This window comes from Limisphaera sp. VF-2, assembly GCF_049537125.1.
GTDB lineage: Bacteria > Verrucomicrobiota > Verrucomicrobiia > Limisphaerales > Limisphaeraceae > Limisphaera.
Genome location: NZ_JBMVQY010000001.1, coordinates 419048 through 433978, shown reverse-complemented (window position 1 = coordinate 433978; position 14931 = coordinate 419048). Strand labels below are relative to the sequence as shown.

10 protein-coding genes and 1 pseudogene are annotated in these 14931 nt (G+C 65.1%); 6 read left to right on the top strand and 5 right to left on the bottom strand.

What is annotated here, in order from left to right; all coding sequences use genetic code 11:
- Positions 1 to 104 precede the first annotated feature (104 nt).
- The gene (locus ACPDIT_RS01475; protein WP_423440907.1) at positions 105 to 491 is read left to right on the top strand and encodes a thiol-disulfide oxidoreductase DCC family protein; all 387 of its coding nucleotides are present in this window, start codon (positions 105 to 107) and stop codon (positions 489 to 491) included.
- A 9-nt stretch (positions 492 to 500) separates the two neighbouring features.
- Here the strand turns inward: ACPDIT_RS01475 and ACPDIT_RS01470 are convergent, their stop codons facing one another.
- Positions 501 to 1334: a TatD family hydrolase gene (locus tag ACPDIT_RS01470; protein WP_423440906.1), complete on the bottom strand. Its 834-nt coding sequence runs from the start codon at positions 1332 to 1334 to the stop codon at positions 501 to 503.
- A gap of 348 nt (positions 1335 to 1682) precedes the next feature.
- On the opposite strand from ACPDIT_RS01470, the gene ACPDIT_RS01465 reads away from it, so the two are divergent.
- Entirely contained in the window at positions 1683 to 2588 is a 906-nt protein-coding gene (locus ACPDIT_RS01465) for a glycoside hydrolase family 5 protein (protein ID WP_423440905.1), read from the top strand.
- A 174-nt stretch (positions 2589 to 2762) separates the two neighbouring features.
- Here ACPDIT_RS01465 and ACPDIT_RS01460 read toward each other — a convergent pair whose 3' ends face one another.
- Positions 2763 to 3593, bottom strand: a complete 831-nt coding sequence (locus ACPDIT_RS01460) for an RluA family pseudouridine synthase (RefSeq protein WP_423440904.1) — start codon at positions 3591 to 3593, stop codon at positions 2763 to 2765.
- A gap of 707 nt (positions 3594 to 4300) precedes the next feature.
- Here ACPDIT_RS01460 and cas9 point away from each other — a divergent pair.
- From cas9 to ACPDIT_RS01440, 4 genes and pseudogenes are all read left to right on the top strand, one after another.
- Positions 4301 to 7396, top strand: a complete 3096-nt coding sequence (gene cas9 / locus ACPDIT_RS01455; RefSeq protein WP_423440903.1) for a type II CRISPR RNA-guided endonuclease Cas9 — start codon at positions 4301 to 4303, stop codon at positions 7394 to 7396.
- Between the two features lie 7 nt (positions 7397 to 7403).
- Positions 7404 to 8309 carry a type II CRISPR-associated endonuclease Cas1 gene (gene cas1, locus ACPDIT_RS01450; protein WP_423440901.1) on the top strand — a complete coding sequence of 302 codons (906 nt, stop codon included), beginning with the start codon at positions 7404 to 7406 and terminating at the stop codon, positions 8307 to 8309.
- Complete coding sequence (cas2, locus tag ACPDIT_RS01445; protein WP_423440899.1) at positions 8306 to 8638, top strand: CRISPR-associated endonuclease Cas2; 333 nt, start codon at positions 8306 to 8308, stop codon at positions 8636 to 8638. The genes cas1 and cas2 overlap by 4 nt, the downstream gene beginning before the upstream one ends.
- Positions 8639 to 9460: 822 nt before the next feature.
- Positions 9461 to 9748: pseudogene (locus ACPDIT_RS01440) on the top strand (DUF933 domain-containing protein); the annotation flags it as partial.
- 121 nt (positions 9749 to 9869) lie between these two features.
- On the opposite strand, the gene ACPDIT_RS01435 reads toward ACPDIT_RS01440, so the two are convergent.
- From ACPDIT_RS01435 to ACPDIT_RS01425, 3 genes are all read right to left on the bottom strand, one after another.
- Positions 9870 to 10754: a rhomboid family intramembrane serine protease gene (locus ACPDIT_RS01435; protein ID WP_423440897.1), complete on the bottom strand. Its 885-nt coding sequence runs from the start codon at positions 10752 to 10754 to the stop codon at positions 9870 to 9872.
- A gap of 117 nt (positions 10755 to 10871) precedes the next feature.
- Entirely contained in the window at positions 10872 to 12023 is a 1152-nt protein-coding gene (locus ACPDIT_RS01430) for an aminotransferase class V-fold PLP-dependent enzyme (protein WP_423440895.1), read from the bottom strand.
- A 296-nt stretch (positions 12024 to 12319) separates the two neighbouring features.
- On the bottom strand, positions 12320 to 14863 hold the full coding sequence (locus ACPDIT_RS01425) for a DEAD/DEAH box helicase (protein WP_423440893.1): 2544 nt from the start codon (positions 14861 to 14863) through the stop codon (positions 12320 to 12322).
- Between the last annotated feature and the right edge of the window lie 68 nt (positions 14864 to 14931).

Genomic DNA, 14931 nt, shown 5'->3' with positions numbered 1-14931 from the left:
GGAGAGAATCAAGTGCGCGCCGGCTTCACACGGGTGCTTGCCGGGTCCCGTCTCGACCCGGTTACGCCGGAGGCGGGCGCGGCGTCTCTGGGACCTGCACAGGCATGAATCTCGACCCCCGATCCACACCGCAGGGCTGGATTTACTACGATGCCCAGTGTCGATGGTGCACGCGATGGGTCCGCCGCATGGGTCCCGTGTGGATCCGGCGCGGTTTTCAATTCGAGCCGCTGCAGAGCGCGCGAGCACGGGCCGCCCTGGCCGGAAGCGCAGCCGCCGCGGATGAACTGAAAGTCCGGACGTCCGACGGACGCATTTACGGAGGCGCGGATGCTCTCGCCCACCTGTGTCGCGCCGTCTGGTGGCTGTGGGCGTGCGGATGGCTCATGAGCCTTCCCGGCATTCGAAGCCTCGCCCGTTGGATGTACCGCCAAGTGGCATGCCGGCGGCCGACCGGCTCTTGCATGCGTCCGCCGGCCCTGTCCGGCTGAGGCGCCTGCTCAGTTTTTCTGTCGCATGCGCGGAAAGAAACGTTCGGCAGTGGCGCAGGTGCAGCGGCTCAGTTCGTTCAGGGTGATTCCCTTCACCGCGGCCACGGTGCGAGCGGTTTCCACCACGAAGGCCGGTTCACAACGTTGTCCTCGAAAGGGCTCCGGTGCCAGGTACGGGGCGTCCGTTTCCAGCATGAGCGCGTCCAGCGGAGTGGCGGCCACCGTGGCCCGCAAGCCGTCGTTTTTCCGGAAGGTGGTCATGCCCGTGTAACTCACGCGGGCGCCGAGCGCCAGCAGCCGCTCCAACGCGGCGACCGGTTCGGCGAAGCAGTGAAACACGGCCCGCACCTGCGGCGCATACTCGGCATAGACGGCCACGGTCCGATCGAAAATGGCTCGTTGGTGCACCACGCAGCCCAGCCCGGTCTCGGCCGCCACCTCCAGATGCTGTCGGAAAAGCCGCTCCTGAATGTGCAACACCGGTTCGCGTTTGGTCGGATCCGCCGGCAGCCGGAAGGCATCCATGCCGGTTTCTCCGAGCGCGACCACCTTGGGGTGTGTTGCCAGTTCGCGCAGGGCGGGGCGCAGGTCCTCCGGCGCCTCTGCGGCATGATTGGGGTGCCATCCCACCACGGCATACAAATCGGGATGACGCTCGGCCAGTTCGATGCAGCGGCGGCTTTCCGTCAGGTCCGTGGCAATGACCACCATGCCGCGAACGCCAGCAGCCCGGGCCCGGTCCAACACCGCCTCCAAATCTCCGGCAAAGGCCGGATCGGCCAGGTGACAATGCGTGTCATAAAACACCGCCTGCTCGATCGCAGTTTCCACGGGGTCCAGCATGGCTGTTCGTGCGGTTCCGGGCAACCTCCGGGCATTCGAGGTGGCAGCAACTCCCAGTGAAATCCGCTCGGCCGGGGACAGGTTTGGGGTGCCGATTCGATTTCGGCATGGCGGGCTGCGATGCCCGAGGCCGCCGGTGATTCGGGCCCATGGGCGGTGTCCGGGCCCCTGTCAGGGCTGGGCCGGGCGAGTCGGCTGCCTCCGTTGAATAAACCGGCCCGTGCGCGCGTCTGGCCCGGCATGAGACCAGTCCTCGTGGCCTGCCTTTTGTCAGCACTCGCGACAGTCATCCCGGGTCCGGCGCAGCCTGCGGATGCATTCGCGCAAAACCAGCGTCTCGGACGGGGCGTGAATATCCTGGGTTACGACCCCATCTGGCGGGATCGACAACAGGGGCGCTTTCAGGAGAAGCATTTTCGCCTCATCCGGGAGGCCGGATTCCAGTCCGTGCGCATCAACCTTCATCCCTTCCGCCACATGGATGCGGGTGCTTCCTGGGCCCTCCGGCCCGCCTGGTGGGACACCCTCGAGTGGGCCATCCGCCATGCGACCGGGCAGGGGCTTCAGGTGATTCTCGATCTTCACGAGTTCAACGCCGTGGGTGAGGACCCGGAGGGCACGAGGGAACGGTTCTTGGCCTTTTGGCGGCAGATTGCCGCCCGGGGAACGGCCTGGCCGGATTCCGTGATGTTCGAATTCCTCAATGAGCCCTGCAAGAAGCTGACCCCTGCGCTTTGGAATCAGTGGCTGCGGGACGCCCTGGCCATCGTTCGACCGCAGCATCCGCATCGGACGGTCATCATCGGACCGGCGTTTTGGAATTCGGTGGATCATCTGCACGAGCTCGATTTGCCGGCCTCCGATCGCCAGATCATCGTCACGGTGCATTATTACAAGCCGATGGCCTTCACCCATCAGGGCGCTGCCTGGACGGGCCAACAGAATCAGGTCGGCATCGATTGGAAGGGTACGGAAGAGGAAGTGGCCGCCATTCGACGCGACTTCGACGCGGTCGCGGCGTGGGCACGGGAACACCGACGGCCCGTTTTCCTGGGCGAGTTCGGCGCTTACGACAAGGCCCCCATGGAGGCCCGCGTGCGCTACCTGCGAACCGTGGCCCGCGAGGCCGAAGCGCGCGGTTGGAGCTGGGCCTATTGGCAATTCGACAGCGATTTCATTCTTTGGGACATGCAGAAAGACGACTGGGTCCGGCCGATTTTGGAGGCGCTGATTCCGGAATCCAACAAGCGCTGAATAGGTCGTCCCGTCGAGCGACACGGCGCCCGGCGTTCCGATCCTGGCCCTTGGGCTTCATCGACCAGGGGGCGTAGACTCTATGGGGGCGCGGCCATGCCTCGGGGCGTAGCAAGGCTTGGATTGGTCGCACCGACGGCCCATCAGAATACCCGGGCACCGGGCCGGCCTTCGCTAACCACCTGGCCCCTCGTGGCGGACCGGGGAGAGGGCCGCGTATCTTCGCAACTGCTTCACGGCCGCTTCGAGGTCGCGGGGCCAGGGCGCCTCGATGCTCACCGGTTGACCCGAGACCGGGTGAAGGAACTGCAAACGCTCCGCGTGCAGCGCCAGACGCGACAGCAAGGGGCGTTCGGGCTCCCCACGTTTGAACCGGTATCCGGGCTTGATCCGCGACAGGTACAAGGGCTGACCCCCGTAGAGTTTGTCGCCCACCACGGGCCATTGCCGATGGGCCAGATGAACGCGAATCTGGTGCGTCCGGCCGGTCAGGGGCCGACATTCCAGCAGCGTGTAGCCACGATAGCGCTCCCGCACCCGGAACTCGGTGACGGACAACTTCCCCCGTTTCCGGACCACCAGAATCCGTTGAGGCTCTCTGGGGTCGGGAGCCAACCGGACTTCCACGCGGAACGTCTCCTCGTTCACTTCGCCGTGGATGAGGGCTACATATTGTTTTTCCGGGTTGCCGAGCTCGAACTGTCGGGCCAGTTGGACCAGGGTCTCGCGGGTCTTGGCCAGTAGCAGCACTCCGCTGGTTTCGAAATCCAGCCGGTGCACGTTGGCCAGGTAGGTCAGCCCGCGAGCCGTCGCCCAGGCTTTGCCCTGGGCAATGCCCTCATGGAGCAGTCGCATCAGATTCGGGCGCTGCGGATCGTATCGGTCGGGCGAGCTCAACAGCCCGGCCGGCTTGTCCACCGCCAGCAGGTGGTCATCCTCGTAGAGCACGGGAATTTCCCAGAACTCCCGGGTGTGCGGAGAAGACAATTTGATGGGAGGGAACACGGGTTCGGCGGGATGGTGGTTCAGGGGATTCGATGACCCCGGGAGGCGACGCAGAACACGGTCAGGGGGCACAAAGCCCCGCTCTGGACTTCTTGCAGACACGGCTGGAGTTGCCGACCCGAGCGGTCTCGGGGCCGGTGACGGGAGACAGTCATGGATGCCGCCGACCTAGTGTGTACGCTCATCACTCTGGAGAGCATGCTGGCCACGGGCGGGCTGGGCAACCCCACGCCGATTGTCTTCTGCTTCGGGGTACGTGCTGGGAGGCGCTGTGTGTTCGGGCCTTACGGTCATGGAGGCCCACCTTCACCTGAACGAGTCTCTGGACCAGGTGGGTAGGACGAAACGGGGTGGGGTGGGAATTCCGTCCATTGGGTCCACTCTTTCTGTGGGGGTGGGGCTGCTCTCACTATTTGCGCCAGGGGATGAACGGTAGCGCTGGCTGTCAATGAGACTTCGAGCTTTCGGCTCGGTTGAAGAATTCCAGTAAGCTTTGCCTCGTCAGAAAACGAACTTCAAAGAACACGCGGCTCCGGCCCGGGGATCATGCCCCGGACGCGAAGCCGCTACCTGGTCCCATCAGAGGACCACAGTTCCGGGACCAAGGTCCCTTGCTGTGAATGCAGGACACTTGGCCGCTCTGATACACTCTGGTAAGTTTTCTACGCAGTCTGTGCAACTTGTCAACAAAAGAATGCAACCACCATATGCTCATCCCGAATGATTCCCTGGTGCTCGGGTTGGACATTGGGTCCTCGTCCGTTGGGTGGAGTTTGATTCAAAATCGCGGTGAGGCCGTGGAGATCGTTGCGAGTGGAGTCCGCGTGTTTCCTTGGACGGTAGATGAGCAAACCCTGATGTCCCGTAGCGTGGAGCGGCGGAGGGCGCGACAGCGTCGGCGGCAGCTCGAGCGGCGGGCTCGCCGCCGTCGGTTGGTGGCCAGCTTGCTGCAACGCCAGGGGTTCCTGCCCCCGGGCCCGCCCGATCATCGCGATCCCTCGTGGAAGGCGGTCCTGGCGATGGATCCATACGAGCTGCGCGGCCGGGCGTTGGAGACGCGCCTCGAGCCCTGGGAGTTCGGCCGGGTCATGTATCACCTGGCCCACCGGCGAGGCTTCGCTGGTTCTGGTCGGGGCGCTGACGATTCGGAGACCGGAGTCATCCAGGAACAGATCGAAAAGACCGCACGGGAGATGCAAAAGGTCAACGCCCGGACCCTCGGGGAGTTTCTCGCTCAGCTCGATCCACGTGAACGTCGCCGTCGGGGATGGCACACGGCTCGAGAATGGTACCGAACCGAATTTGAGGCCATTGTGCAAGCCCAGCAACGAATGGGTCTGAACTTGGATCCCGACTGGGTCAAGCGGCTTCGTCGCGCGATCTTCTTTCAGCGCCCCTTGCGGACCTCGCCCCGGGCCGTCGGGCGTTGCGGTCTCGTACCGGGCCGGTTGCGGGCTGCATGGGGCCTTCTGGAGGCCCAACGTTTTCGGTACCTGCAAAAGCTCAACGACCTGAGGGTCTTATTGCCCGACGGCCAGGTTCGGCCTCTGACCCCTCAGGAACGGGAGCTTGTTCGTGGAGAGTTGGAACGATCCGAACGGTTGACCTTCGACCGGCTGCGCAGGCTGTTGTCATCTTGCGACCCGTCCGAGGCGTTGGGCGAACCGTCAACCGGGAAGGCGGGGAATTGCGATGAAGATCCGGGGGCTCGCTCGACCTCGGACTTTTCGCGCCAGAAGGCGGGGCTTGCGTTCAACCTGGAGTGTGGCGGGCAAGATTGCCTCCCCGGGAACACGACCGCAGCACGAATCCGGAGCGCCATCGGTCAAAAGTGGGACCAGGCTTCCGAAGACGTGCGTCGTGCCATGGTGGAGCTGCTGCTCGGAGTGAAGGACCGGAAGCTCCGGGCGCGCCTGGCTTTACGGCGAAAAGAGTGGGCTTTGAGTGATTTGGAAGCCGAGCGTCTGGCCCAGGTCAATTTGGAGCCGGGCCGTTGTCGGTTCTCCTCTGCTGCTTTGCGGCGGTTGGTTCCGCATTTGGAGGCGGGTTGTGCTCTGACCGAGGCGATTGCACGGGAGTTTCCCGAGCATGAAGCCCGCTTCCGCACCGAGGCCGATCCCCCGCCGGAGACACCGGTGACCAACCCACTGGTTCGCCGTGCCCTGGCCGAGACACGCAGAGTGGTCAACGCGATTGTCCGGACATGGGGCCTGCCGGGTCGGATTCACATCGAGCTCGCGCGTGAATTGCGCAAACCCCTGAGGCGGCTGCGGGAGCTCCTTCGAAGAAATGAAGAACGCCAGCGGCAACGGAAACATGCGATAAAGTACCTGATAGAGAAGGGTATCCAGGATCCCCGCCCCGATCAGATCGAGAAGTTCCTGCTTTGGGTGGAATGCAAGCAGATCTGTCCGTATACCGGCCAGTCCATTTCCGACGTCGACCTGTTTGGCCCGCTCCCGCGGTTCGACGTGGAACACATTATTCCCTGGAGCCGCTGTCTGGATGACTCGTTTGCGAACAAGACTTTGTGCGAGGTGGATCACAATCGAAATCGGAAGCGCAACCGGATGCCTACCGAGGTGTACAGCCAGGATGAGCTGAGCCAGATCCTCCGACGCGTTCGAGCCTTCCAAGGCCCTTACAGATTTGAAAAGCTGCGGCGCTTCCAAATGACGGAGGCCGATCTGACCACGGAAACAGGGTGGCTTTTGCGGGGCGATCAATTGCAGGCGACTGCGCATGCCGCGCGGTTGGCCGGACGGCTCCTCGGGCGTTGGTATCCAGCGGAAGAACGGCTTTCGAGGATCCAGATCACGAACGGGGCAGTCACCAGCTGGCTTCGCGTGGCCTGGGGTCTGAATCAACTGCTCGGAGTGGCCGACGAGAAGAATCGCTCGGATCATCGGCATCACCTCGTGGATGCCACCGTGATCGCCCTCACGACCGCCGCGACGGTGAAGGCCCTGACGGAAGCTGCTCGTCGCTCTGCTCGACCCCGGCGCTTTGTCGACATGCCCGTGCCTCCGGGGCTTGTGGACAGCCTCAGGCAGCAGCTGGAGACCGTCATTGTGTCGCATCGGGTCGATCGCCGGGTTCAGGGCCCCCTGCATGAGGAAACATTTTACGGTCGCATTCAGACGCCCCCCACTGGCGAGTCCCGAACCGTGGTGCGAAAGCGCATCGATGCTCTTTCGGCGACCGAGGCCCAGCGCATCGTTGATCCGCGGGTTCGTGAGCTGGTTGCGCAGGTTTGCAACGGCCGCGCGCCGAAAGAGGTTTTCCGCGACCCCAGCCTGATTCCCGAGGTGCCCTTCGGATCGCGCAAGGTCCGGATCCGCCACGTTCGCATCTGGGTGAGCGAGAACCCAATCTCGCTGAAGGATGGGGACCCGAGACTCGTCCTGCCCGGGTCGAATCACCATCTCGAGATCTTCGATTGTCGCGAGGGCCCGCGGCCGGGTTGGCGCTGTGTTGTGGTGAGTCGTTGGGAGGCCATGCGGCGGTTGCGAGCCGGCAAGCCGGTGGTGCGCCGGTTCGATGAGCACGGTTGTCCTCTGGTCTGCTCCCTGGCCCGGGGGGAGACGGTGAGGCTGAACCTGCCCGGCGGGCCCGTCATTGCGGTGGTGCAAAAGCTTTCCCAGGACGATTACAACTTTCGCTTGCACACCGACGGACGGCGGGCAGCGGACATTCCCGCCAGCGAGAGAATCCGAATACGCAGCAGCAAGGCGTTGAAAAAGTGCCTGGGTTGCAAACTGGTTGTGGATGTTTTGGGGCGTTGCCATGTCAGCCGAGATTGAAAGGATCATGGATGTTTCCGAAGGACCGGCCCGGTTGCGACTGGAGAATCGCCTGCTGGTGTTGGAAGGGCCGGAGAACCGTTGTTGGAGTGCGCCAGTGGAGGAAATCGCAGTGGTCGTCTTGAGTACGGAATGGGTGCGATTGAGTGCACCCGTCCTTACTGCTCTGGCGGCGCATGGCGGCGTCCTGATCGCGTGTGACCGGCGCGGGCTCCCTGTGGCCACAACTCTGCCCTTGCGTGGGCACACGCTGTTCCCGCAGCGGCTGCGCTTGCAAATCGCCGCCGGGCGACCGTGCCAGAAACGGGCGTGGAAGGCGTTGGTGCGGGCCAAGATTCGGGCGCAGGCGGGTGTGTTGCGACGCTTGCATGGCGAGGACGGCGGGTTGGAGACCCTGGTGGAGAAGGTGCGGTCCGGGGATCCGGAGAACGTGGAAGCGGAGGCTGCGCGTCGGTATTGGCCCCGCGTGTTTGCCCTACCCGAGTTTCGGCGGGACCCGGATTCGGCCGAGGCGCCCAACAACCTGCTCAATTACGGGTATGCGGTTTTGCGGGGTATGGTGGCGCGGGCACTGGTGGCGGCCGGCTTGACTCCCGCGTTGGGGTTGCATCATCGGCACAGGGAAAACGCCTTCGCTCTTGCGGATGATCTGATGGAGCCTTTTCGGCCGATCGTCGATGAGCAGGTCGCGCGAATTCTACGAGGGACGGGGCGTGAGGTCGGCCTGGACCAGGAGATCAAGCGGCGCCTTTTGGAGCCCATGGTGGGGCGATATTTTTATGAGGGGGCCTGGCGCAAGCTTGCCACGATTCTGCATTGTTTGGCGGCGCGCCTAGTGGACGTCTTTGAGGGTCGGGCCAATAAGGATTGGCCGCTGCCCACCTCGTGGGATGGGGTGTGGCGATCGGAATGATGAGTTTTTCCGCCTACAAGGGCATGTGGCTGATGGCGTTTTTCGATTTGCCGGTCGACACGCCCGACCGGCGGCGGCAGTACGCCCGCTTTCGGAAGGCGTTGGTCCAGGACGGTTTCATGATGCTGCAGTACTCGGTGTACGCGCGCTATTGTCCAAACGAGGATTTCTGTCGCATACATGCCCGCAAGGTTCAGGAGGCGGTACCGCCGGATGGGGAAGTTCGGTTGTTGCGGGTCACGGAGCGGCAGTTTGGGGGGATGGAGGTGTACTGGGGAAAAAAGCGTGTGCCGGCAGAGGAAAAGCCGGTCCAGCTGGAGCTTTTTTGAAAGTAAAACAGGCGTAAGGCCCGTAACCCCAAGAGGTTACGGGCCCACTAGTGTATCAGAGCGGCCAGTCCCTGCCAATCACAGCCGAGCATGCACGCAGCGTGTTGGTCGCGGCAGTGTATCAGAGCGGCCAGTCCCTGCCAATCACAGCGAGAGCCAGGAAAACATCTTCGACATCGAAGTGTATCAGAGCGGCCAGTCCCTGCCAATCACAGCGAGTGCCGGCGTCGGAGGCGGGCCGTGATGAGTGTATCAGAGCGGCCAGTCCCTGCCAATCACAGCACAAGAGGGGCGGTTGCTCCCGCAAGCTCCAGTGCACCAAAGCCGCCAGACCTTACCGATCAAAGCATGGCAAGGTCGGCCTTGACTTGAATGCTCCGGTTGCCGCGTAATGCGCCCCCTCGTATGAAGATTTGTGCACTGGGCATCCCGCAACTGGTCGTCGGACGGCACAACGTGAAGGACCCGCGTCTGGACGCGGCCGACCGACTGGTCGAAGCCAAGAAGAAGACCTACGTCCAGGTGGATGTGGTGGGAGAGGACGCGTTGTCGACGGCCGACGTGTTCGTGGTGGCGCCGGAGCGCCGCCCCGATCTATTGCTGCAGGACCTGGAGTTCGTCGAGACGCGGCTGGGCCGAACGCCTTCCGAAGTGGAGCGCAGCGCCCTGCTGAAGCTGAAGGCCGCCTTGGAACAGGATCGGTCGGCGGCCGAGGCGGCTTTGTCCCCGGACGAACGCCAGGCCATGGCCGTGCATGCGGGACTTTTGACGGCGCGGCCCTTGGTGGTGGCGACCCCCGAGGAATTGGAACGACCCGAGCTGCTGGTCTTGCGGGCCTACGCGGCCGCCGGTTACATCAGCTTTTTGACCGTGGGCGGCAAAGAGAATCGCGCCTGGATGATCCGTAAAGGGGCCACGGCTTGGGAAGCGGCAGGGGTCATCCATTCCGACATCCAGCGGGGCTTCATCCGGGCCGAGGTGATCAGCTACGACGACCTGATTGCGTACGGCGGCGAGACCGGGGCCAAGCGCGCCGGGAAACAGCGGTTGGAAGGCCGGGATTACGTGGTGCAGGACTACGACGTCATGCACTTCCGCTTCAACAAGTAGGCGCCTCGACCGCCGCCGGAGGCAGGGCCCGAGTGGCAGGGACCGCGGTGCGGGGGTGCGGTGCCACGGGGCATCCACCCCCGGGGCTCCAAAGGCGACGCTGACTCCGGCGAGACGCGAGTCAGCGAAGCGCCAGATACCACGCCAGGATGGTGAGTGTGGCGGCGATCCAGCCGGCCAGCAGATTGAGCGCGCCGCTTCGTGTGCGGGTGAGGTGGGGCACCAGGACACCGCCCAGGAGCAGTCCGGCACCGAAGCCGCCGCCGTGGGCCAGCAGGTCGCTCTCGGGCGCCGCGCCCAGCAACACGAACAACATCAGTCCGGCGGCCAGTGCCGCAACCGCCCAGCGGGGTCGCACGTGGACGCGGCGGGACCACCACACCCCCAGGGCGGTGAGCAGTCCCAGTGCACCCAACACCATCCCGGAGGCTCCGAGGCTCCGATGTGCCGGTCCGGCCACCGCGAGTGCGGCGGCGTTCCCGAGGATACCCGCGAGCAGGGCTGCCAGGAATCCGCAACCCGAGCCGTAACCTCCCATGGCCAGGGCCAACAGGGGAATGCCGAAGCTCAGGTTCATGGCCAGGTGCGCGGCGTCGGCGTGCAACCAGATGGCGGTGAGCAAGCGCCACCACTGCCCCTCCCATACCGCGGCGCCGTCCAGGAAACCTCGTTCTCGAAGCAAGGGGAACCGATCGGCCAGCAGGAAAAAGGCGATCGCCACGAGCGCCCATGCCACGGATGCCCAATCGAAGATCAGTCCGGTCCCGTAAAGTTCCCGTTGCCAGGGTCGGGGCCGGTTTTCCGCCTCGTACCTGGCCAGCACGGTTTGTGCGGTGGACAGCGATGCGGCCGGCACGCGCAACCGCCAGCCTTCCGGTGCGTGGACGATCACGCATTCGATGCCCTGGCTGAGCAGCACCAGGCTCCAGTCCATGGCCTGCGCCGCGGAAGCGGCCGGCAATTCTGACCAGCTCTCGGTGCCGGGGTCGGCAGGTGTATGCGTCACGGCTTAGGGCTGCAGATGTTGGACCAACGGGTCAGGCTCGAGAGATTTGCTTGGGCGCTCAATGCCCGCCAGAAACGCGCCGGGTCGGGCGCGCAGGCCTTCCGGCGACCCCCGGGGTCACAGCAATTCGAGGAGCCGATGCAGTTCGGCGTCCGTGTTGTAGAAATGGGGGGAGACGCGGATGTAGCGCTGTCCGGAGCGGTCCGTGCGCAACGAAGTGACGATCTTGCGATCCAAGAGCTTTTGGTGAAGGTCTGCCATCTCCGCGCCCGGTTTGTGGAAGCTGACGATGGCGCTGGCGCGTTCCGGTGGTGCGTCTGCGTGCAACACCACATAGCCCCTGGCCTGCAGGGCCGGCACCAGCCAGGCCCGCTTGCGCAACAATTCCCGCGCGATGTTTTCCACCCCCACTTCGAGCAGCAGTTCCAGGGCGGCTTTCAGGCCGACCAGACCCAGGAGATTGTACGTGCCCGGCTCGTAACGGGCCGGGCCGGACCGGAACTGGATCTCCTCCTGGGCGATGAAATTCGGGCAGCGCACGTTGTTCCAGCCGTACCAGTTGGGGCGGAGACGTTCTTGCAAGTCCCGCCGGACATAGAGCAGACCGGCGCCGCACGGGCCCAACAACCATTTGTGCGCGTCCGCGGCCAGGAAATCTGCGGCGCTGGCGGGTGTGGGAAACGCGCCCAGCGTCTGGATGGCGTCCAGGCAAAGCAGAATCCCGCGCTGCCGCAATTGGCGGCCGATGGTTTCGTGATCGATGCGGTAGCCGCTGACGAAGTGGCAGGTGGCCAGGGCCACCAGCCGCGTCTGTTCGTCCACCTGGCCCAGCACGTCCACCGGTCGGATCCCGCCCAGCGAACGGGTGTTCAGCAGCCGGACTTTGACACCGCGTTCAGCCAGGGCCATCCACGGGTACACGTTGGAGGGGTAATCGTCGAAGTAAACGACGATGTTGTCCTGTCGGCGCCAGGGCCAACCGGCGGCCACCAGGCTCAGGGCGAGGGAGGTGGGCCCCACGAAGGCCACCTCGTCGGCCGAGCACCCCAATAACCGTGCGGCCAGGTGCCGGGTTTCGCTGAGGATTTCCGGATAGACGATGCGCTCCTGATCATACTCGGCCGCGGCGCGGGCATATTGCGCGAGGGCCTCGGACACGCGACGGGGCAGGGGACAATCCCCCGCGTGGGCCAGGAACACGCACTTGGCCGTCACCGGAAACTCGTGTTGGCGCAGCTCCTCGTTTTGGAGGATTTCCTCGATTGTCATGGGCGGGAAAGTAACGGCAGTTCTACCCGAGCGAAAGTCGGCAGGCCACCACGGTGCTGCGGACGCAAGGTGCCGCGCCGGCCGGGTGTTTTGCTGGACCCCTGGGCTGTTTCGGATGCTCAAGGAGGCCGGGGAGGGCGGCGGCAGGTACGGGTCACGGCGGGCGGCTCAAAGATTCCTTCCGAAGTGACAACGTGCGTCGGGGCTTCCGGACGGCTCGGCCTGTGTGGCCCGGTGACCGGTTGCGGTTCGATTTGGTGCGGAGCGAGCGTCGGCGGGTTCCGCGGCGACCGGAATCAGTGCCTGCGCAAGATGAGCCGGTGATCCACACGCCGTGTCTGGTGCGGCTCCAGCGGTGGCAGGTCGGTCAGCGTGGGAGAGTTGGTCTCTTGGAGGATGCTGCGGGCCAGGGCCTGGAGGGCTTCCCATCGTGGCCAGGGCAAGGCCGGGGCATGGGAGATCTGGCGCAGCAGGCTGCGCCATTCGATGATCATGCGGTCGATGTCACCGATGCCCACGGATTCGTTGACCCAGCCGTGTTTGCTCTGGGGGTCGCGGTGGACCGAGGCGGCGATTTCGGCCGCGCCGGCGCCGTACTTTGGGGGCACGCCGTGCTCGAGGTAGCCGGGGATGGTTTGGAGACCGTAGCGGTCGCGGCAGACGGCGGCGAGTCGGCCGCCCCAACGATTGTCCTCCCCGGCGAAGCGGTAGCCCGCATCCAGGTTGGCCAGATCGTACACCAGTTCCTCCAGCGGATAGGACTCGTCTTCGAGGGCGGCCGCGAGGGCCAGTCCGTGGCCTTGAGAAAAGAAGCTGACCAGACGCCCGCGCAGGGTGGGTCGGCCGTGCTCATCGATCAGTCCCAGTCGGCGCCAGATCCAGACGGTGGCCGTGGCGGGGGAGAGACTCTTGCAGGTTTGGACCCAGGCGCAGCGGGCACAGTCGTAGGGTTGCACTTCGCGGACCAGGGGACGCCAGAGGGGCACGCCGTGTCGATCCACCGGAACGCGCAGCGTCAGTTCGGCGAGGCTGACGATTGCGAGGAGTCGATGTTCCTGCTGCGCGATGCGGAGGAGCGGGGTCCGCCGTTCGGCCAGCCGGCCCTCCAGTCGGGGGAGAATCTGTTGCTCCCAAACCGCGCGGGCCACCTGGCGGGCATTCCAGCCGACCAGACGGCGGACCCATTTCTGGAGCACGACCCGGTCGTTGGCCAGTTGCTCCGCCACGGTCAGCGCGCGACCGTAGATCCGGCCGTGCGGGGTTTCCTCGATGGGGATGAGCGTTCCGGTGCCGAGTTTTTCCAACGCGGCAGGCACGGTGAGTGCGGGGACGAGGGAAAGGGGGCCGTTGATGGTTGCGGCTGCGGTGGCGTTCGGGGGTGGCACTCCCGCGGGCAGCCCGGGCAACGCGGGCACCTGCACCTGGCGGACGGGCACTTCCCGGGGCGGCGGCACGGGTTCCCATTCGCCGGCACTATTGAGCATTTCCCGGATGCGCCGCCGCACGTGCCGGGCTCGCTCGGTGTCGGTTTTGAGTCCGCAGGGGGCGTCGGGATGCCGCAGCGCAAACTCCACGCCCAGGGTGATGGGTTGAGTGGTGAACAGGCGCTCCTGCAGGCGGACTGCCTCGGGAAGGGGATCGCGACCGGCGTCGGCTGCGGCGCTCATGACGCTGAGCAATGCCGCCCAGTCCACCAGCCCGCACCGGTGAAGATGGACCGGGGCGGCGTCGCGCAGGCGCAATTGGTTGCTGGTCACCAGGATGAACCCGGTGGTGTCCAGCCCGCGGCGGCCGGCGCGACCGAACATCTGCAGGATTTCGTCCGGGCGCAGAGGGGTCTCGACCTGGTCACGCCGATAGGAGTCGGCGGCCAGGGCCACGCTGCGCAGGGAAAAATTGATGCCGGCGGCCAGACCCATGGTGGCCACCACCACGCGCAGTTGTCCGGCCTTGGCCAGGGGTTCCACCACTCCGGCCCGGGCGGCGTAACTGAGGCCGCTGTGATGGTAGGCGATCCGGCATTTCAGCAATCGCGCGAGGTGTTCGCCGACGAGCTGCTTTTGCGTCGGGCTGAGGGTGAGCGGGTGGGGATTCGGGAGTTGCCGGGCCAGCTCCACGGCGAGGGCCTCGGCGGCCTGGCGGCGCGGGGCAAAGATCAGGATCGGTCCCAAATCTTCGGCCAGGGCTTTGGCCACCAGACGCGGCCAGTAACCCGAGATTTCCGACGGAACGTGATAGCTGAGCTGGTGGGGATCGACCTCCTCGAGCGGGACGGGCCGTTCGTCGTGGCGGATGAGCACGGCCCGCCGTCCCAGCCGCTCAAGCCAGCGGACGACGTGATGGGGGTTGGCCACACTGCCGCTGAGCAACAGGAGTCGCGTATGCGGCGGCGCCATCGCAATGGCCAGCTCGTAGTTCAGTCCGCGGTCCGGATCGGCCAGCATTTGGTATTCGTCCACCACCAGCAGGTCGGGGCCTTCGCCCCGGAGCAGCCGGGCTTTTTGGGTTTCCAGGGTGGCGACCAGCACCGGGGCGGTGAGATTGTCGGACAGGTCACCAGTGGTGATGCCCACATTCCAGCCGCGGGCCCGCCATTCGGCGAGTTTGTCGTTGGCCAGGGCGCGCGTGGGCACCGTGTAGATGGCCTGTCCGCGGCATCGGCCGTGGTTGGCCCAGAGCTCGAAGATCAGTGTTTTGCCGGCGCCGGTCGGGGCCTGAACGACCACATCGTGGCCCGCCCGCAATGCTGCCACGGCCTGTTGTTGCCACAGGTCCGGCACGACCATGGCATTCCAACCCGCGCTCGCAGCCGGCCATCCCTGTTCTGCCAAGGACTGCACGGCTTCAAGATACGGCAGGCGGGCACGGCCGCGAACCAGTTTTTGCTTCCCAAACTCCGGACGGGCGG

Excerpts from the sequence above, each read along its gene's own strand:
- ACPDIT_RS01475 (WP_423440907.1), top strand. The coding sequence starts at position 105 with ATGAATCTCGACCCCCGATCCACACCGCAGGGCTGGATTTACTACGAT.
- ACPDIT_RS01470 (WP_423440906.1), bottom strand. The coding sequence starts at position 1,334 with ATGCTGGACCCCGTGGAAACTGCGATCGAGCAGGCGGTGTTTTATGAC.
- cas9 (WP_423440903.1), top strand. The coding sequence starts at position 4,301 with ATGCTCATCCCGAATGATTCCCTGGTGCTCGGGTTGGACATTGGGTCC.
- cas1 (WP_423440901.1), top strand. The coding sequence starts at position 7,404 with ATGGATGTTTCCGAAGGACCGGCCCGGTTGCGACTGGAGAATCGCCTG.
- cas2 (WP_423440899.1), top strand. The coding sequence starts at position 8,306 with ATGATGAGTTTTTCCGCCTACAAGGGCATGTGGCTGATGGCGTTTTTC.
- ACPDIT_RS01430 (WP_423440895.1), bottom strand. The coding sequence starts at position 12,023 with ATGACAATCGAGGAAATCCTCCAAAACGAGGAGCTGCGCCAACACGAG.